This is a genomic window from Polaromonas sp., from assembly GCF_039930745.1.
In the GTDB taxonomy this organism is placed as follows: domain Bacteria; phylum Pseudomonadota; class Gammaproteobacteria; order Burkholderiales; family Burkholderiaceae_C; genus Polaromonas.
Genome location: NZ_JBDTTH010000015.1, coordinates 44,167 through 62,346 on the forward strand (window position 1 = coordinate 44,167; position 18,180 = coordinate 62,346).

The window sequence follows — 18,180 nt, forward strand, 5'->3', positions numbered from 1 at the left end:
GTGAACAACGCTGACAAAGTGGCGATCCGGCCATGGATGAACCTGGCGATCATCGTCACCGTCTATGCCGCGGCGTTGTCGTTGCTATGGCTGGGATCACGGGCAAACCTGGAAGTAACGCTACTGCTGGGCATCGCCTTTTCGTTTGTGTTGCTCACCAATTACGCGCTGATTCACGAAGCCACGCACGACAACTTGCATCCCAATGCCCGTTGCAACCAATGGCTGGGCGTTGTCACTGCCTTTCTGTTTCCAATACCCTTTTCCATGATCAAGGTGACCCACACTGTGCACCACTGCTGCAACCGCACAGACCATGAGATGTTTGACCTGTATTACCCGGGCGACAACATGTTCCTTAAACTAGGCCAATGGTACGGACTGCTCACGGGTTTTTTTTGGCCCATCATTCCGGTGGGCATGGTCATCCTGGCCACTTGGCCGGCGCTGCTCAAGACCGCACCCTTTCGCAAGGCGCGGACCACGGCCGTGCTGTTCGACGATTTTCAGAAAAAGGGAGTGGGTCGTATTCGCGTCGAAGTGTTGCTGCTGATAGGATTCTGGGTTGCGATGTTCGGGTTGTTGGGTTTGAAATGGCAGAGCGTCTTGTTGATGTACGCCTGTTTCGCTTTCAACTGGTCAACAAGACAGTATGTGACCCATGCCTTCACACCGCGCGACGTCGTCAACGGGGCCTTGAATCTGCGTGTCAGCGCGCCGATGTCGTGGCTGTTGCTCAAAGGCAATTGGGACCTGGTGCACCACCAAAAACCGTGGTTGCCGTGGACAGCTTTGGCAGAAGAAGGCCGGCGCAGCGTGGCGCCCGTTGGTTTTTGGCGGCAGTATGCGCGCATGTGGGGAGGGCCCGTGCCGACGCGTGAGCCCTCGCCCGAGCGTCTGCCGAATACTACGGCTGTTCCCCACAGCATGTACCAGACACCAGTTTGATGGGCATGGCGTTCGCCCGTTCGTGGGTTTGCATGGTACTGCTAGCCTTCCTGGGCAGTACCGGCGCATCGGCCGTGCCAGAAGACCAGGCGCCCGACGTTGCGCGTATCCATGCCTTGTTGCGTGAAATCGAAGAAGCCACCAATACCCGGGATATCCAGCGCCTATTGCGCCACGCCACCGACGGTGTCGTCATGCTGTCCAAGAACGGCGAGACGCTGGTCGGCAAGGCCGCAGTGGATGCCTATGTGAACAGGATGCTGGGTGCAGCCGGGCCAGCTCTGACGGGCATGCACACTCGGGTGATACAGGACGGGGCGCCCATCATCCATGGAGCCGTGGCCATGGCCCACGGAACGTCTGACGATGCGTACGAGTTCCAGGGCGGCATGCGGCTAGCCATCGTGACACCTTGGTCGGCTACCCTGGTGCGCCAGGATGGGGAGTGGAGAATAGCCAGCCTGCATTTCTCCTTCAATCTGTTTGACAACCCCTTGCTCAACGCTGCGCGCTTTAGTGTCATCGTTGCCTCTGGCATAGGCTTGGTGTGCGGACTGTTGACCGGTGTTCTTTACATGCGCTGGCGGGTTAGATTCAGATAGCGGTTGTAGCAGTAGCGGCCCAGCGCCAGGCCTGCCAGCACGTCCAGAAGATGATGTTGATGCACCAGCAACACGGAGGCCACAATCAACGCCAACCAAACCTGCAGTAGCAGGGTCCAAAGTCGACCCTGTGCGCAGCCGGCCAAGGCACTGGCGATAACCCACACAATCAGGCTGCTGTACGCAATGTGCAAGGACGGCACCAGGTTGTGGCTAAGGTCCAATTGGTACATCGCTGCATAGACTGCTGCAAAGTCGGGAACGGTCGTAGGGCGGGTGTGGCCCAAGTGGCCCGGCATCAGCAAGAAACAGATGCCGCCGATGACGGTGGCCAGCGCAAATACTCGGGCTAAGGCGCGCATTTGTGCTGGGCTCAGGCAGAACATCGGAAGCCAGAACAGCGCCGAAATGGAGAAGTAAACGAAGACCATGGACGGAACAAATGGGATGGCCAGTTCCCACTGCGTGTACATTCCCCACGTCGATTCACGTTGTGCCGATAGCCAATTGCAGCCGCCATAGACCAGTACAAACAATACGCTCAATTGCACCAGCAGGCGCACATACAACAGGGCGCTCGCCCTGTCTGGTGTGGCAAGGGCGCTCTTCGTCATTGCGCGCGCCAACGTGCCATGTCGCGGCGCAAATGCCGGTCCAGCCAGGCATTGGCGAGGTTCATCGATTGTGTAACCACAGGGTGCCGCGTTGCGACGCGGTGCTGAAAATCCAGCAGGTCGCTACGCTGCTCTGGTCTATACCCCAAAAGACCGGCGTAGAAGAGTGGCGCATTCAGTGAAATTTTCTCGGCCATGATGCGTTGATGCAGATGGCGTACATGGTTGCCCACGTCTGCGGCCGACATCGTCGCATGCTCCCAATAGGGCGCTACGGTGTGGGGGTTGCTATCCGTGCGTAAATGGAAGCGGTCACGGTTGAAACTGCTGAGAATCGGAACACCGGCAACACGTGTGCTAAAGGTGGCCAAAAAATAGAAATCGGGCGGCGTGGCGGCCAGAAACGCCAAGGTGGTGTCCATGGTCTTTCGCGTTTCGCCCGGGAAGCCGACAATCAGTGAAACCACACTGGTTAATCCCACAGCGCGACAATTGACCAATGCTTGGTGATTGGCCTCCACCGTGCACTGCTTGTCCATGTTGTCGAGCAACCCTTGGTCGCCCGATTCCACACCAATCTGCACTTGGTGCGCGCCGGCCTCTTTCATCATGGCGGCAATCTCCGGGTGGGCCAGATCGTCGGCGCGGGCATAGCAGATCCATTTGAGTCCAAGCTGGCGTTTCACCAGTTCACCGCAGAGTTCAACCAGCCGACGCCTGGGCATGGTGAACAGCGAGTCCAGGCAGGTCACATATTGCGCACCAGTTTCCTCGCGATAGCGTTGCCAGTCATCAGCGATTTTTTTTGCACTTTTGTAGCGAAACCGTGTGTCATCGAACAAATAGGGATAATTGCAAAAGTTGCAGCGGTACGGGCAGCCGCGTACGCTTTCGTAATAGACCATGGGGAATTTTCTACCGTGGTCTCGTTCGGCTTGTGCCCAGTCTGGGGTGGGTAGAAAGTCCAGGTCGCTGCCATTGGGTACGCCGCTGCGCAAGATATGGGTGCTTGCGCGCGTCTCCACACTACCCGATACCGGTGCCACCAGTGTCGCAAAGCCTGAGCGGATATAGCGTACCAAGGTCGGTACCAGCATTTCGCCATAGCCTACCGCCAAAATGTCGACTTCCGGCATGCCAGCCCAATCGTGCACCAAGGTGCCACCCAGAGCGCCGCCGATGACCACCCGATTGTGCGCACGCTTGAGGCGTTTGACCAGTGGCTCTACCTCGCTCAAATCGCGCAATAGCGTCGCCGATAGAAAGACACAACAGCATTCTGCCAACAAGGATCTTGCCTGTTCTGTATTGGCAAATATCTCATCAACAGTGACGGCGCCATAGGCCATGCCTTCTTGCGCCAACAGGGTCAGCAACACCACCTCGGTCAGTTCCGGCGCTGACAGATTTTCTGTGTTGGCGAAATATTCGCGAACCAAAGGCGACAGACGTCGCCTGCTGAGCAGGCGCTCGACTTGACCAGCGATCATGGGCTCGGCCATCACCAGCTTGATTTTCAAATCCAGCCAAGCGGCCTGTGCGGCGCGCCATTGCAGCGACTGCTTGCGCAAGGCGCGCAGCACAGAAGTTTCCTTCTCATTGAGCAGGCCACCAGTCACAACCAATACTTTTTGCATCATCGCACCCTGCGCAGCGTGGGCCCACCCGAGGGCACGATGAGAACCATTTTTCGCACCGGTCTGACTTTTTCCGGCTCTACCGTCTCCATTTGGCTATGTGTCAACAGCGTGGCCGCAATCAAAGTCATTTGCCGTTGGGCCATGGGCATGCCCGCGCACAACCTTTGACCCAGACCGAACGGAAAATAGGCATGGCGCCATTCTGGCTTGGGGTTGAGAAACCGTGTCGGTTGGTATTGCGTAGCTTGCTCAAAGACTGCCGGATTGCGATGCGCCAAATACTGGCATGGCAAGACCCTGGTGCCAGCGTGCACGACGTGCTCGCCGACCGCCGTGTTGGCTGTAGCGTGCCTGGTCAAGTGAACCACGACCGGACACAGCCGCAAACTTTCCTGAATCGCCGACTGCAGCAACGGCAAGTTTTCCGGCAGTACTTCTGCATGGGCGTTGGTCAGGGTGCTGACCTCGTTCTGCACCGCGGCCAGGGCGTCGGCATGGTTCCACAGATGGTGAAAGACCCAGCCCATGGCCTCAGCGCTGGTGTCGTGGCCGAATAGCAGAAAAGTCACGGTCTCGGAGATGATTTCGTCATCCGTCAGTGCATGGTCGCCTGCCATGCGGGCACGCAATAGCGCGCCCAATACACCACCGTCGACGGCGTGGGCTGCCTTGCGGGTCATTTGCTCTCGGATAAAGGTGTGCACCTTTTCTCGGTTGATCAAAAAACGGCCCCAGCCCGACCAGGCGCCCAGATTCACATGCAAGGGCTTCAAAAACAGAACGGCCGGATTGCGAAACGATGCCAGCCAGGTTTGGATGTGCGACACCATTGCCTGGTGTTGTTCGGTGTTCAATGCACCAAAGAGGATTTCCACCATGGCATTGAGCGTGATGGTGCTGACCAAGCGACTGCCCTCGAATGTCTGGCCTTGCGATATCTCTTGCAATGCCTGGCAAGCCCATTTGCGCGTGAGTGTGTCGTAGCGCGACAGGTCTCCGTAGAAGAAATGCGGCAATAGGGCCTTGCGGTGCGCCTGGTGGCGCTCGCCTTCAATGGCTATCAGGCTGTGTTGGCCGACGACCGGTCGCAAGGCCTCGGTCCCGCGACCACCTATGAGATCGCGATTCTTCGTGATCTCGGCAACCAGTGTTGGATCGCCAGTGACCAGACAATCGCCCATCACGGGGAGGCGCAGACGCAGTGTCAATTCTCCGCGCTCCAGCGAACGATCCAGCAGCGCGTAGGGTGAGCGCAACCACGCCAGCGCGTTTCCAAGCGGGCCGAACAGGTCGGCGTTCAGATAGTGTCCTTATGCATGTCGCGAACCCGCAAAATAAGTGTTATCGTGAAGAACCAAGGTTTGCGCATTCTACGGGCAGCTTGATTCTGTATCCATGGGTTTGTCCCATGGTGAAGCAGCCCTGAGCACGGGAGATATTTGCTTCAAGGAGGGAGAATCAAGAGCATGTCGAAAGCGAAACACACATTCACCCCTGATCCTGCGCAAATGGCGTTGTGGCCCACGGTGTCTGGCAATACCATCAATGGTCTGGGTGAGGCAACTGCCGAGCGCCCCCGCCCCATCTATTGGCACGACCCGAACAGCACGCCGCACGGCCCCCTGCAACGGTGGTTCTATGCGCGCAGCGCAGACAACCCCGTGCTGGCCAGCGCCAGAGCGCAACGCCAGGCGATTCTGGATACCCCATTGGCGCCTCTGGCGCAGCAGACCGTGGCGTTACAGGATTGGGAATGGGTCGCCAAGCTGCAGCAAGCCGCCACAGAACTAGGCGCTGACCTGTTTGGCATCACGCCGATGCGGGAGGAGTGGATTTTCGAGGGCCATACGGTCACGCAGCGTTGGATCATCATGATCGGCGTAGCCCATTCATTTGATGCGATGAAGACGGCTCCTGCTTCATATGCCGCGGCAGAGGTGGTGCGCCAGTACGGTCGCGGAAGTCGCATCGCCAAGGGCATTGCTTCTCTCATTCGCGAACATGGTCACGAGGCTCAACCGCACGGTGGTCCCATGGCCGGTCCCATGGTTCTAATTCCACCCGCGTTGGCATGCGGCTTTGGCGAACTTGGTAAACATGGCTCCATCATCAACCGGCAATTTGGTTCCAGCTTTCGGCTGGCCTGCGTATTGACCGATATTCCGCTGGTGGCGGATCGATCGGACACCTTTGGCGCCGATGACTTTTGTGTGAATTGCCGTGTCTGCGTGGACGCCTGCCCGCCAGATGCCATCTTCGCGTCAAAACAGCTGGTCCGCGGCGCGCAAAAGTGGTATGTCGACTTTGACAAGTGCCTTCCCTATTTCAATGAAGCCATGGGTTGCGGCATTTGGTGTTGTCACGTGTCCATGGAGCAGGCCTGGCGTCGCATTGAATCTGGTCGAAAAGATGGCGGCACGCCGTCCATCGAAGCCTCTTGTAGAAAGTAGCAGTCCGTGATAACGAAAATGCTGGCTGCGTCCGACGGCTGCGAGCCCGCACCATTCAAAAGAACCTCATAAGGGGGTGCGGATATAAACTTGGACTGGTTTATGCCGTAAGTCCAAGGCTCTTTCGGTATTCGATGGGGCTGAGAGAACCAAGAGAGATCTTGATCCGCTTCTCGTTGTACCAGCGGATGTAGGAGTCTAAGACCTGAATGAACTGCTCAATGGTTGTGGTCTTCCAGTCCCGAGGATAGAACAGTTCTGTTTTCAGCCGTCCGAGGAAGCCTTCGCATGCAGCGTTGTCAGGCGAACACCCCTTGCGCGACATCGAGCGAATCAACTTGGCCTGATCGATCCGCGCTAGCCAACCGGGCCAGCGATAGTGTGCTCCACGATCAGAATGGACGACGGGTCGGTCATTGCCGCCGGCCACCGTCTGGATGGCTGCATCCAGCATCGTGTTGACGAGCTCAGCGTCGGGATGCGTCCCAATGGTCCAGCTGATGACCAGGCCATCGAAGCAGTCGATGATGGGCGATAGGTACACCTTGCCGGCCGGGATCTGGAACTCTGTGATGTCGGTGAGCCACTTCTCGTTCGGGGCCGCTGCGTGGAAGTCGCGATTGATGAGGTTCTCAGGCGCCGGGCTGATTTCGCCCAGGTAGGAGCCGTACCGACGCCGCTTAGGCTTGGCAACGACCAGGCTTTCTTGTTTCATCAACCGCTGCACGACCTTCTCGGAGAGGGTGACGCACTGCCTGGTCAGCGAAGCCTGCAGCCTGCGGTAGCCGTAACAGCGGTGGTTCAGCTCGAAGATGTCGGTGAGGGTTTGCCGCACCGCAAGGTACTTGTCTGCCACCTTTACACGGGCTCGATGGTAGAAGTACGAACTGCGCGCCAGCTGGAATGCAGAGTACAGACGTGCGAAGCGATCTGAGGGGAAATTTCAACTCGAAGCCCGTCGCCTCACGTACCAAAGCACGAGCATTTCCAAGCGACTTGCCTCATCGGGCAATGCTGCGGTAGACGACTTTTATCTGGCGGTCATCAAGCAAAGGTTGCTTTACCCAGATGAACAAGCACAGTTGAGAAATCATGCCTACCAACTCTCACGGCACAAGGTGAGCGATGTAAAGAAATTCATCGTCACCCTGCGAACAGCTGGATTTACGCAGAACGAGATCAGCCAACGATGCGGCATTTCACAGCAAGCTGTTTCGAAAGCCTTAAATTCATTACCGAATGACTATCGGTTTGACGCTTAAGCACTCCCCGAAGGCACCGGCCTAATCTTGGGGTTTCAGACCCCTTCTTTGCAATCACCCCCTGGAGCACATGGGAGCACAGAGGAGCACAGGGGAGCACAAGAGAATTCATGGAGCACCGCGCGCCTCTCGCAAAACCCCTGTTTACGCCATTCGCGTCCAAAATGATGCATATTAAATCTCAACTCAATACTCTGAGTTGAGGTATATTGACATTATTCATAAGCCCCCATTGACGGCAAACCCCAGTGAGTTGGGTGTAGACAGACGGGCTCAATCACTCGTGTACCTTTTGATTCAGCTGTAGGACACTTCAATCAAGCGAAACATTGAGAGGACCGAATGATGGCTACGGCAAAGCAAGCAAAGGTAAAACGGCTGAACATGGCCGAGCGGGCACAGCAACAAATGGAATTGCATTTCAAGGGCTTCCCCGCAGTCTGGATCTGGCAGCGCAAGGTAAATGACGGCTACACCACACTACCGAGGACGCTCCCTATCGCCATGCAGGCCATTGACGACGAGACGAAGGGACGCCCTGCGGGCCACACTTTGTTTTGTCTTTGGGCGCGGTCGCCAGACCACCCGATGCTTGTAATCGAGAATCCGGCGACGTATGCGAGCGAAGCAGGATTTTCCGGAGAGCGGGCGGTTGACACCTGGCGCAAGCGCATGAAACAGCTTGTCGAGCTGAACTTCATACGGTGCGTCCCGGGCCCATCCGGGGACTTCCACTACGTACTGCTGCTCAACCCCAACACCGCCGTGGAGCAGCTTCGCGCCATCGGCAAGATTCAGCAAGCGCTATATGCGCGATTTATAGACCGGGTGAACGAAATCGGCGCCCAACGAGACGTTGCAGCACTACGTGAGTACTGGGAGGCACAGAAAGCACTTAACGCAGAAGAGGCAAAGAAGGCAGCAGAGGCGGATAAGAACAGGCCGCCGCCTCCGGTAAAACGAAAGCGAACAACACTGAAATAAGACAGTTTTAACGACGAAGCTCAACGGAAGCAGCGTTGGTGCGCATGCTCGCTGCGGAAGCGGGCTAACGATCACAGGTGGTACTTTGATCGTACAGCACCAGAGGTCTCGGTTCAAATCCGGGCGTCGTTCCCCATTTGTAGCTCAACGGAAAGAGCTTCGGCATACATGCCGACCGCGGAGATCAGCTCATCGTGCCGAGATCCTGGTTCGAGTCCAGGCAGATATGGGGTTTATACGCCGCCGATGTCACCTCATTGCGCGCACTACCAAGGCACGATGCTCATCTTTCGTCTCGCTGAACACACAATACTGCCTCGCCCAGAAATTCGAGGCCCTCTCCTTCATGTCGCGCGAAGCATAACTGTGCCGCTTTTTGAAGCATAAGCGTGCCGCCTCCGGAAAGTCTGTGGGGGGCTTGGGACATACCGTTTTGCGGCGCCCTCTTTGGGCAACATCCAAATATCTCAACAAAGCGGCATACCTGGGCAAAGATCGTTCAGAATGCGATCCATGTCCGCATTTGACCTTTTTAAACGCGTCTCGCGCGCTCCCACAAACCCTGGCGTTGCCGCTTGGCCGCGCCAGTTCGATGTAGCCGATCTTTATCAGGGCCCCATCGCCGCCGCCGCGGGCGCACTGGAGCAGGAAGTTGCGCTAGATGAGAAGCTGCGACAGGCCTACTTCTGGATCGTCAACCACGCCATCATCAGCCCTCACTACGACATCGAATACAACGACGGCCCCGCGCAAACCTATGCCGTCGGCGATAGTCGGCGAACACTTTCGCTTCCGTCCGCACAGAGCTACTCCAGCTTCATCCTGCTGCCGCTGCTGACGTTTGCCACACGCAAGAAGTGTCTCTTCGTCGGTGGGCCGGGCCGTGGCAAGACCGCCAGCGCCATTCTGATGGGCGTGATCGCGGGTTACCCGGTGCGCGAAGTGCGCCGGGCCATGCAGCATGGGCACCCGCAGATGACCATAGCCGACCTGCTCGGCAACCCGCTTCCGGCCGACCTCGTCAGCGCACAAAGCATGGACAGCATCCGCATTGCGTGGCGGTCGTGGCTTGGAATGCGTGTCAAGATCGTGGATGAGTACAACCGCATCCCCACGCGCACGCAAAGCGCCTTGCTCACCGTAATGGGCGACAACTATGCCGAAGTGCTCAACCACATATTCGAGTGCCCGGAGTCGGCCTGGTACCTGACGGCCAACGACGACCAGGGTGGGGGCACCTACCAGGTGATCGAAGCGCTGCGCGACCGCATCGACGTGATCGTGCAGGCGTTCGCCTTCAATCCGCGATTCCTCGACCAGTTGCTGCTGAGGATCGAGGAGAACGTGCGGCCCGAGGAACTGGTGCCTCCGGAGATTGTTTTCACCGAAAAAGAGGTCGATCGCGCCGGCGAAGAGATTCGGGCAATTCTCGTTCCTGACGAGGTCAGGCGCAGGCTCGAGTTCTTCTGCAGCCAGTTCGAGCTTCTGGAAACTGCCGGTGTCCAGTTCGAGTACATGACGAAGGACACGGCCCGCCTGTCGGGCCTGGACTGGGCCCAGATCGTGGCCGCGGACAACGGCCGCGACCGGCTCAAGGACCTGGGGTGCCAGACGCGCAACGGTGTCTCCGTGCGCAACCTCATGACCTTGCTGGTCTATGGCAAGGCCCTCGCGTATTTCCGTGGCAACCAGAGCGTGGAATTGGACGACCTCCGCCAGGTCCTTCCCTTTGTCCTGCACGACAAGCTGCAGCCGGACCTGGAGGCGCCATTTTTCAACGCACCCGGGAATGCCGGATACCGCACCGATCGTCTCAGCTGGCTACGCCGACTGTTCGATCTGTCGTGCGAGGAATTCAACCGGCTCGACCTGGACCGGACTGACCCGGTGGGAAAGCTGGCCAAGGAGTTCGCGCGCGGATTGGACGGGGTCACGGAGCGGGAAACGCGCACGCGGCTGGTGGCCATCGAGCGACTGGTCGGTGAGCTCACCAAAGGCAAGAAGCTCTACGGCCCCCAGCACGACGATCTGCAGAACTTGAAGTACCTGCATCAACGCTACACCAACTACCTGCACTGGCTGCGAACGCAATAGCAACCATGGCCGTCTCTGCTTCCCTTGGACGAGTTTTCGCGGCGGATCGCTCCCAGTTCAATGCGCGCGCGGCAGAAGCCCGGCGTCGCACCCCTGGTTTCAAGGATGACGATTTTGCGGCGTTTCTCCAGACCGGCGTGGATGCGGTCGTTGTCGCAGTGGAGCAAGCGGTGCCCGCGCGGACGTCGACCGTGGTGCTGGCGGCCTACGACATCGCGCTCGCCCTTTGCGCGCAGGGCCTGGCGGGCCCGGGCTCCCGCTGCGTTCTGGTCAACCGGGTCTGGAGCGAACTGTTTCCGCTGCTGGCGCCCCTGGTCGCCGAATCGCCCGTGGCGGTGTTGGGCGCGTTGAGCAATGCGGCGGTCTACCTTGCCCGCACCCCCGGGGTACGCGCGGGGGAATGGCTGGAGCGCATGCGTTCGCTCGGGCCGCGTGCGGGCTCGCCCGAAGAGCTGCGAAACCTCGGCACCCTGCTGGCCTGGCGTTGCGGCGCGGCGCACTTCCGGGGCGGCGCCTTGGCCGCCGCCGATGCCCTGCCCGAAGCGCTGGCCCTCGCGGCAGTGGACGCATCCGTCGAAACCGGATGGAACACGGTCCGCGACCAGTTTCATCGCAATTGGTGGTGGTCTCCCGGGCCTGACCCGAAGCAATCGTGGCGTGTCGGCGCGTTCATCGGATTTGGCGGTACCTTCAGCGAGCCGCCGCAGTTGCGCGCAGCGGCGCAGGGGTTCTGGGTGAAGAGCGGCATGCGGTTCAGCCTGCTGGTGGCCGACGCTTGGGGTGCGTTGCTGCTGCCGGCCACGGCGCAGGAGTTCGATGCCGGTCCAGCCCGCGGCAACGCGTCATCCGTGGTCTTGAAAGGAAGCCAGCTGATCTTCGCTAGCCGCACGGTGAATCTTGATTTGCCTTCCGAGGGGTTGGCGGTCGTCTGCAACGAGGACACGGCTGCTGTTGCCTCGTTGTACTCGCACGCGATCAGCGTGTACCCGCTGCAATGATGCAAGCTCCCGTCCAGGAATCCACGACCTTGCTGCAACGCTGGCAGGACGCATGGCCGCAGGCGCTGGAAGTGTGGAGCAAGTACACACGGCTAAGCCACCCGCACCTTTGTGCCAGCCGTGTGGAGGCAGAGGAACAAGGCTTGACCGGCAGTTTCGCCATGATCCGTCTTTTGGATCAGCGGGTCGTGGTCGATCTGGCCGCCGTCGAGGAATTGGGGCTGGGCGACCATGCGGTGGAGATCCTGGCGCACGAGATCGGGCATCACGTCCTGGTGCCGGGGAGCGTGACGGAGCAGTTCAGGCTGCTGGCGAGAATCCGCAAAGCGCTGCCTACGCTGGAGCAGCAGGCGCCGATGGTCGCGAACCTGTACGCAGACCTGATCATCAACGACCGCCTGCAGCGGCAGTCCGGATTGCGACTGGCTGACGTGTATCGCGCGCTGGCCGCAAGGGCCGATGCCAAGATGCCACCCGGCGAGGTGTGGAATCTGTACCTGCGGATCTACGAGAACCTCTGGAAACTGGAGGTTGGCAGCCTGGGCGGCCAGCGGGGAGACGAGCGCAGTGAAGGCGATGCCTGGCTCGGCGCGCGCCTCGTGCGGGTGTATGCGAGCGACTGGCTCGCCGGGGCCGGCCGTTTCGCCACGCTGCTGCTTCACTACCTGGTGGAAGACGCCAAGAAACAGGCGAGCGACCCGATCCGGCATTTGCTCGACATGACCGGCGCCGCAGCTGGATCGGAGCCATTCGGCGGCGCGGAGATCGAGGCGGATGAGGCCGAGGGCGCCATCCATCCCGCCGCGGATTCCCGTATAACCGGCCAGGACGAGGAGCAAGACGGAACTATCGCCGAACCGGACGGGGCCGTGCAACCATCCCGCGGCCAGGCACGCGAGCCTTTCGAGTACGGCGAGATCCTGCGCGGCGCTGGCATCCAGCTGGACGACCACGAGATCGCTGTGCGGTACTACCGCGAGCGCGCGTTGCCGTTCCTGGTTCCTTTTCCCCAGCGAACCGTGCCCGATCGGCCCGAGCCCCAACTGGAAGGGCTGGAACCCTGGGACACGGGCGACCCACTCGACGAGATCGATTGGCTGCAAACCGTCGTGCAATCGCCCCGCGTCATTCCAGGTTTGACCACGGTGCGGCGGCAGTATGGCCAGGAGCAGGGCCACACCCAAGAGCGCAGGCCGGTTGACCTGGACCTGTATGTGGACAGCTCCGGGTCGATGCCCAATCCCCAGCGCCAGATGTCCTATCTCAGTCTCGCCGGGGCCGTGATAGCGCTGTCCGCGCTGCGTGCCGGTTCGCTCGTGCAGGTGACGCTCTGGAGCGGCAAAAACCAATACATGCACACCGGCGGATTCATCCGCGAAGAAGCGAAGATCCTGCATGTGCTCACCGGCTTCTACGGTGGAGCGACGGCCTTTCCCATCCACCGGCTGCGGGAAACCCATTGCGGGCCAGCGAAGCGCGAGCGGCCTGCGCACATCCTGATGATCTCCGACGACGGCATCACCACCATGTTCGATCGTGACGAACGCGGCAACGATGGCTGGGAGCTCTCCGCAAAGGCGCTTGCCGCCGCCGGCGCGGGTGGGACGATGGCGCTCAACATCAGCCCCAATTGGGACAGCACGCAAACCGGCTGGAATGCCTCCAGCTACACGGCGCTGCAGCGCGCCCGGCGGGAGCAAGGCTGGGAGATCTTCGCCATCTCACAGCTGGAAGACCTGATGGACTTCGCGCGCGCTTTCAGCAGCAGGCACTACGCATGATCGTCGTCTGGCGGGTCACCCAGCGCTGCAACCTCACGTGCGCGTTCTGCGCCTGGGACAAGTCGGTTCCGGGTGAGCGCATCGAACTGTCGGGCGAGCGGGCCGTACGCTTCGGCAAGCTGCTGGCGGGCTATCAGTCGGAGACGGGCGACCGCGTGCTCCTGAGCTGGCTGGGCGGCGAGCCGACCTTGTGGCCGCCGCTCTACGAACTGGCGAGCCAGTTCAAGCGCTTGGGTTTGGCCCAGAGCACCACCACCAACGGCACCACACTGGCTTCGCCTCGGGTGCAGGCGCTGGTGCTGGAGAATTTTTCCGAGCTGACAGTGAGCGTGGACGGATTCCAGGACTTCCACGACCACATTCGCGGATGGCCCGGGGGTTTCCAGAAAATCCGTGCCGCCATCATGCAGCTCGCGGCCAAAAGGGCAAGCAGCTCGGCGCTCAAGCTTCGCGTGAATGTGGTGCTGATGCGCCGTAACCTCGCCAGCTTTCCGGACCTGTGCCTGGCCCTCGCGGGCTGGGGCGTCGACGAGATCACATTCAATGCGCTGGGCGGACGGGACCGGCCCGAGTTCTACCCTTCGAACTCGCTTCGCCCACAAGACACGGCCATGCTGGCAAGGTTTCTTCCGCAATTGCGCTCCGATCTCGATGCGAAGGGTGTGCGGCTGTGCGGCGGCGCCGAGTACGTTGCGCGAATCTCGGCCACGGCGAATGGCGAGCGGCTGGCCGGTGCGAATTGCCGGCCGGCGAAGAGCTACTTGTTCGTGAACGAGTCCGGCAAAGCGGCGCCCTGCGACTTCACGGTCGGGGACTATGGCGTCGAGGTCGACGAGCTCCGGACGGTGGAGGATCTGCGGGATCTTTCCGCTCGTTTCGCGGCCCGTCGGCACAGCGCCCCGGTCGCGGCCTGCCAGGATTGCCCTTCCACGCAGGTCTTCTCCAAATTCACGGCGTAGCCATGCACCAACCCGGCCCTGAACTCGAAACCCTGTTGCGTCGCCTGGCGGACACGCCGCAGGAGTTCCTCGATGAACCGCGTATCGGTGCAGCCGGGCAAGTCTTCGTGCCCGCGGTCATCAACGACCTGCTGGCGCGCATCTCCAGCCGGGCTGCGCTGCCTCAACTGGAACGCTTTCGAGGCAAGGATCTTTCTGCCGACCGGAACCGGCTGATGGTTGCCCTCCTTATCGCCTGGCTGCTGGCGGACGAATGGTTTGAAGGCAAAGGGCTGGCGCAAGCCGACCTGCTGCGGGTCCTCCATGAGACAGCCGCAGAACTCGCTGCCGGCGCAGGGGCGCAGAAATTCGTCATCGATGCGGAGCGGCGGGAAGAGCTCGCCCGCCTGACCTTGGCGCGGCTGGGGTTGCGCCCGGCTGGTGAAACTGCAGAACAGGCCGCCGACCGCCTTTCGGCGATCAGTGCTGCCGAGCGCCGGCGGCTGCTCGAGGCAAGCCGTTCCGCCGAGGCGCGGGCTCGCGCGATCCGGGAGGCCCTGGTGCGCAAACAAGCCGAAGCTTCCGCCGACAAGTGGACCCGAGAGTGATGGCTATCCGCAAATCAGACACTGACTACTGCCCCACCTTGAGCGAGGAGGGACGCAAGATGCTGGAGTTCCTGCGCGAGCACCCGGCGGCGCCGATCTTCCGCAACGAAAGCGGCAACCGGCTCGTTTCCGAAGAGCTGGACGAGCTGCGTGCGTTCGAGCAGGAGGTGGCTGCCGCCCACGTCGGATGGCAGCGGGGTGGCCACCCCGAGTGGCTCGCCGGCTTTGTCCAGCAGGTGTACGAGGAGGTTCCGCATTTCCGGCAACTGGGGTCCCCGCCGCGACGCTTCGAAGACATCCCGACGACGGACCGAGCTGACTTAAGCGCCGACATCGCGCGCTTCGTTCCGGACGGCGCGCCCCTCGATCGCTTGATCAATTTCCGGACCACGGGCACCACCGGCAATCCGCTGCTGATCGCATCCCATCCTCTGGTGGCGGGCCGCTACCTGGCGTTCCACAAGCGGGCGCTGCGCCGTTTCGGGATCGAGTTGCGGCACGGGGCCGGCCAGGTCGGCGTCGTCCTGCTTGGCCTGCAAAAGAAGTGCTTCACCTATGTCTCGGTCACACCCACCATGGGCGATTCGGGCCTGGCCAAGATCAACCTGCACCCCGATGATTGGCGTCGGCCCGGTGACCGTGAAGCCTATCTGGACGCGCTGCAAGCCGAGGTCATTGCCGGCGATCCGATCTCCTTCGGCGAACTGCTGCAGCTGCGTGTGCAAGCCAGGCCGCGCGCCATTCTCTCGGTTGGCATGATGCTTTCGCCGGGGTTGCGCGCGCAACTGGAAAGCCGCTTTGCCTGTCCGGTGCTCGACCTGTACTCCATGAACGAAGCCGGCCCGATCGGCGTCTTGGATGCCGAGGCAGGAGGCCACGTGCTGCTGCAGCATCGCCTGTATGTGGAGATCCTCGATGCGCATGGGCGTGCCGTTCCGGAAGGCACACCCGGCGAGATCACATTGAGCGGCGGCTTCAACTTCTGCCTGCCCTTGCTGCGCTATCGCACGGGGGACCATGGAACGCTGGGCTGGACCCCGGAAGGCCCGGTACTCATGGATCTACAGGGTCGCAAGCCCGTCCGCTTCCAATGCGCGGACGGCGCCTGGGTCAACAACATCGACGTCACGCACGCACTGGCCGCGCTGCCCCTGCCGCAATTTGCCCTGCACCAGGAGGCAGACGGCGGCTTCGTGCTGCACCTTGCTGCCCGCGCCATGCCACACGCGGAAGCGGTCGGCAAGGCGCTTCGCACGTTGCTGGGTGATGTGCGCTTGCGAGTCGAGCCGATCGCCACCGATGGCAAAGTGCTGCAATACACCTCGGAGTTGGAAGCCCCGGCGCCGTGACCAGCATGATCGAAATCGCCGCCAATGCCATCACCACGGCTTCCATCGTTCTTGCCGCCCGCAACAGCGTCCACACGTGGTGGCTCGGCGTCATTGGCTCCATCCTGTTCGGGGTGACCTTCTACCGAGCCCAGCTGTATGCGGACGTCGCGCTGCAGGTGTTCTTTATCGCGACCAGCCTGATGGGCTGGTGGCACTGGCTGCGGGGGCGCAATGGGACTGCGCCCAAGGTTTCGCGCGCAGCGTTGCCGCAGCTGTTGATCGGTGTGACGACCGCCGCCGCAGCGACGCTGGGGTACGGCATCTTGCTGGATCGTTTCACTGACGCCTACGCCCCGTTTGTCGACTCGGCGGTACTCGCATTCAGCGTCGTGGCGCAGATCCTGCTGATGCAGCGCCGGGTCGAAACCTGGCCGGTCTGGCTGATCGTGAACTCCATCGCCGTTCCGCTCTTCGCTAGCCGCGGCCTGCATTTGACTGCGGCGCTCTACGTCGCTTACTGGTGCAACGCATGGATCGGCTGGTATCGGTGGCGGCACCTGGCAATGCGGGCTGGGTCGGCATGAACAAGCGTTTTCGCCGCGGCTTGGTTGTTGGAAAGTTCTGTCCGCTTCATCTCGGACACGAGCTGCTGATCGCCCGCGCGCAACTGCAGTGCGACGAACTGATCCTCATCAGCTACACGAAGCCCGGCTTCGCGGGGTACAGCAGTGAGTGCCGCGAACACTGGCTCAAGGCGCGGTGTCCGGTCACGGGGATCTACGTCATCGATGACGAACGGCTTGCCTTGCTTTGCCGAGTACATGGCGTCGCAGCCCGACCCGTCCCCTTCGATACGGAGCCCGATGACGTGCATCGCCATTTCGTTGCTTGGCTGCTGGGCGATGTTCTCGGCAAAAAGGTCGATGCCGTCTTCACCAGCGAGGACTATGGCGACGGTTTTGCAGCCGTGCTAGCCGCGCGGTTCGGCAGCGTTGTGGAGCATGTCTGCGTCGACAAAGCCCGTCGCACCGTACCCATCTCTGGGACGCGGATCCGAAGCAGCGCGCAAGCCCACCGCGGTTACCTCTCCGCCGAAGTGTTCGCCAGTTTCATCCCACGCACATGCTTGCTGGGTGGTGAGTCAACCGGGAAGAGCACGCTGGCCGAAGCCTTGGCGTCGGCGCTTCAAACAGCCTGGGCACCTGAATATGGGCGCGAGCTGTGGGAATCAAGGCAAGGAAAGCTCGCGCTCGAAGACATGGTGCACATTGGCCGGACGCAAGTCGCGCGCGAGCACGCACTAGCGCAGGACGCCAACGAGGTGCTGATCTGCGACACGACACCGTTAACCACAGCCTTCTACAGCCACGAGCTGTTCGGCACCGTGGCGGACGAGCTTCGGGGGCTGGCTGATCGCACGTATCAGATCACGTTTCTGTGCGCGCCCGATTTCGACTTTGTGCAGGATGGCACACGCCAGAACAATGCTTTCCGGCTGCGGCAGCACGAATGGTACTTAAAGCAGTTGAGCGCAATGGGCATTGCCTACGTCCAACTCGAAGGCAGTCAACAGAAACGTCTAGCCTTCGCGGCTTCTCACATCTGCAGAGAGCTCGGCGCCTCAACTAGAAGCCCAACTGCGCGCAGATGAAAAGCCTGCTCGGCATTTGCTCTAGCGGACGCCCCAAGCTAACTCTGGACGGCATGCCGGGGCAACCGCTTGACTTCAGCGCCTCACGCCGGGAGTCATCAAGCAACGCTCAACACTGCAAATTACTGGCACGAATTTGGCACACTCGGTGTGCCAATTAAAGCCAATCAAAGCATCACATTGGTGTAGTGTGCACATCATAAATCATTGATTTACAACGGAAAGTTGGTGCGGCTGGCGGGGATCGAACCCACGACCCTTGGCTTCGGAGGCCAATAC

15 protein-coding genes and 1 pseudogene are annotated in these 18,180 nt (G+C 60.7%); 12 read left to right on the forward strand and 4 right to left on the reverse strand.

Going from position 1 to position 18,180, the window contains the following annotated elements:
* Positions 1-948: a fatty acid desaturase gene (locus ABI660_RS07660; RefSeq protein WP_348066536.1), complete on the forward strand. Its 948-nt coding sequence runs from the start codon at positions 1-3 to the stop codon at positions 946-948.
* Positions 948-1,550, forward strand: a complete 603-nt coding sequence (locus ABI660_RS07665; protein WP_348066538.1) for a nuclear transport factor 2 family protein — start codon at positions 948-950, stop codon at positions 1,548-1,550. Before ABI660_RS07660 ends, ABI660_RS07665 begins: the two co-directional genes overlap by 1 nt.
* On the opposite strand, the gene ABI660_RS07670 is transcribed toward ABI660_RS07665, so the two are convergent.
* Genes ABI660_RS07670 through ABI660_RS07680 form a run of 3 tightly spaced genes read right to left on the reverse strand, consistent with a single transcriptional unit; the run spans position 1,520 to position 5,012 of the window.
* The gene (locus tag ABI660_RS07670; RefSeq protein WP_348066540.1) at positions 1,520-2,164 is read right to left on the reverse strand and encodes a phosphatase PAP2 family protein; all 645 of its coding nucleotides are present in this window, start codon (positions 2,162-2,164) and stop codon (positions 1,520-1,522) included. The two genes, ABI660_RS07665 and ABI660_RS07670, sit on opposite strands and share 31 nt — an antisense overlap.
* Positions 2,161-3,801: a radical SAM protein gene (locus tag ABI660_RS07675; protein ID WP_348066542.1), complete on the reverse strand. Its 1,641-nt coding sequence runs from the start codon at positions 3,799-3,801 to the stop codon at positions 2,161-2,163. The genes ABI660_RS07670 and ABI660_RS07675 overlap by 4 nt, the downstream gene beginning before the upstream one ends.
* Positions 3,801-5,012 carry a cytochrome P450 gene (locus ABI660_RS07680; RefSeq protein WP_348066543.1) on the reverse strand — a complete coding sequence of 404 codons (1,212 nt, stop codon included), beginning with the start codon at positions 5,010-5,012 and terminating at the stop codon, positions 3,801-3,803. Before ABI660_RS07680 ends, ABI660_RS07675 begins: the two co-directional genes overlap by 1 nt.
* Before the next feature lie 453 nt (positions 5,013-5,465).
* Between ABI660_RS07680 and ABI660_RS07685 the strand changes: the two genes are divergently transcribed.
* A complete protein-coding gene (locus ABI660_RS07685; protein ID WP_348066545.1) occupies positions 5,466-6,254 on the forward strand; it encodes a reductive dehalogenase domain-containing protein in 789 nt (262 codons plus the stop codon).
* 100 nt (positions 6,255-6,354) lie between these two features.
* Here the strand turns inward: ABI660_RS07685 and ABI660_RS07690 are convergent.
* Positions 6,355-7,170 (reverse strand): annotated as a pseudogene (locus tag ABI660_RS07690) (IS3 family transposase); the annotation flags it as partial.
* Positions 7,171-7,861: 691 nt separating this feature from the next.
* Between ABI660_RS07690 and ABI660_RS07695 the strand changes: the two are divergent.
* The 9 genes from ABI660_RS07695 to ABI660_RS07735 all read left to right on the forward strand — a co-directional run bounded on the left by ABI660_RS07695 (position 7,862) and on the right by ABI660_RS07735 (position 17,901).
* On the forward strand, positions 7,862-8,500 hold the full coding sequence (locus ABI660_RS07695) for a hypothetical protein (RefSeq protein ID WP_348066547.1): 639 nt from the start codon (positions 7,862-7,864) through the stop codon (positions 8,498-8,500).
* A gap of 513 nt (positions 8,501-9,013) precedes the next feature.
* The gene (locus ABI660_RS07700; RefSeq protein ID WP_348066549.1) at positions 9,014-10,594 is read left to right on the forward strand and encodes an AAA family ATPase; all 1,581 of its coding nucleotides are present in this window, start codon (positions 9,014-9,016) and stop codon (positions 10,592-10,594) included.
* 5 nt (positions 10,595-10,599) lie between these two features.
* On the forward strand, positions 10,600-11,592 hold the full coding sequence (locus ABI660_RS07705) for a hypothetical protein (RefSeq protein WP_348066551.1): 993 nt from the start codon (positions 10,600-10,602) through the stop codon (positions 11,590-11,592).
* A gap of 29 nt (positions 11,593-11,621) precedes the next feature.
* Positions 11,622-13,373, forward strand: a complete 1,752-nt coding sequence (locus ABI660_RS07710) for a VWA domain-containing protein (protein ID WP_348066553.1) — start codon at positions 11,622-11,624, stop codon at positions 13,371-13,373.
* On the forward strand, positions 13,370-14,332 hold the full coding sequence (locus ABI660_RS07715; RefSeq protein WP_348066555.1) for a radical SAM protein: 963 nt from the start codon (positions 13,370-13,372) through the stop codon (positions 14,330-14,332). The genes ABI660_RS07710 and ABI660_RS07715 overlap by 4 nt, the downstream gene beginning before the upstream one ends.
* A 2-nt stretch (positions 14,333-14,334) precedes the next feature.
* Complete coding sequence (locus ABI660_RS07720) at positions 14,335-14,919, forward strand: hypothetical protein (protein ID WP_348066557.1); 585 nt, start codon at positions 14,335-14,337, stop codon at positions 14,917-14,919.
* Entirely contained in the window at positions 14,919-16,268 is a 1,350-nt protein-coding gene (locus ABI660_RS07725; RefSeq protein WP_348066559.1) for an AMP-binding protein, read from the forward strand. The genes ABI660_RS07720 and ABI660_RS07725 overlap by 1 nt, the downstream gene beginning before the upstream one ends.
* A gap of 5 nt (positions 16,269-16,273) precedes the next feature.
* Entirely contained in the window at positions 16,274-16,834 is a 561-nt protein-coding gene (gene pnuC, locus ABI660_RS07730; RefSeq protein ID WP_348066565.1) for a nicotinamide riboside transporter PnuC, read from the forward strand.
* Positions 16,780-17,901, forward strand: a complete 1,122-nt coding sequence (locus ABI660_RS07735) for an AAA family ATPase (RefSeq protein ID WP_348066561.1) — start codon at positions 16,780-16,782, stop codon at positions 17,899-17,901. The genes pnuC and ABI660_RS07735 overlap by 55 nt, the downstream gene beginning before the upstream one ends.
* Positions 17,902-18,180: the final 279 nt, after the last annotated feature.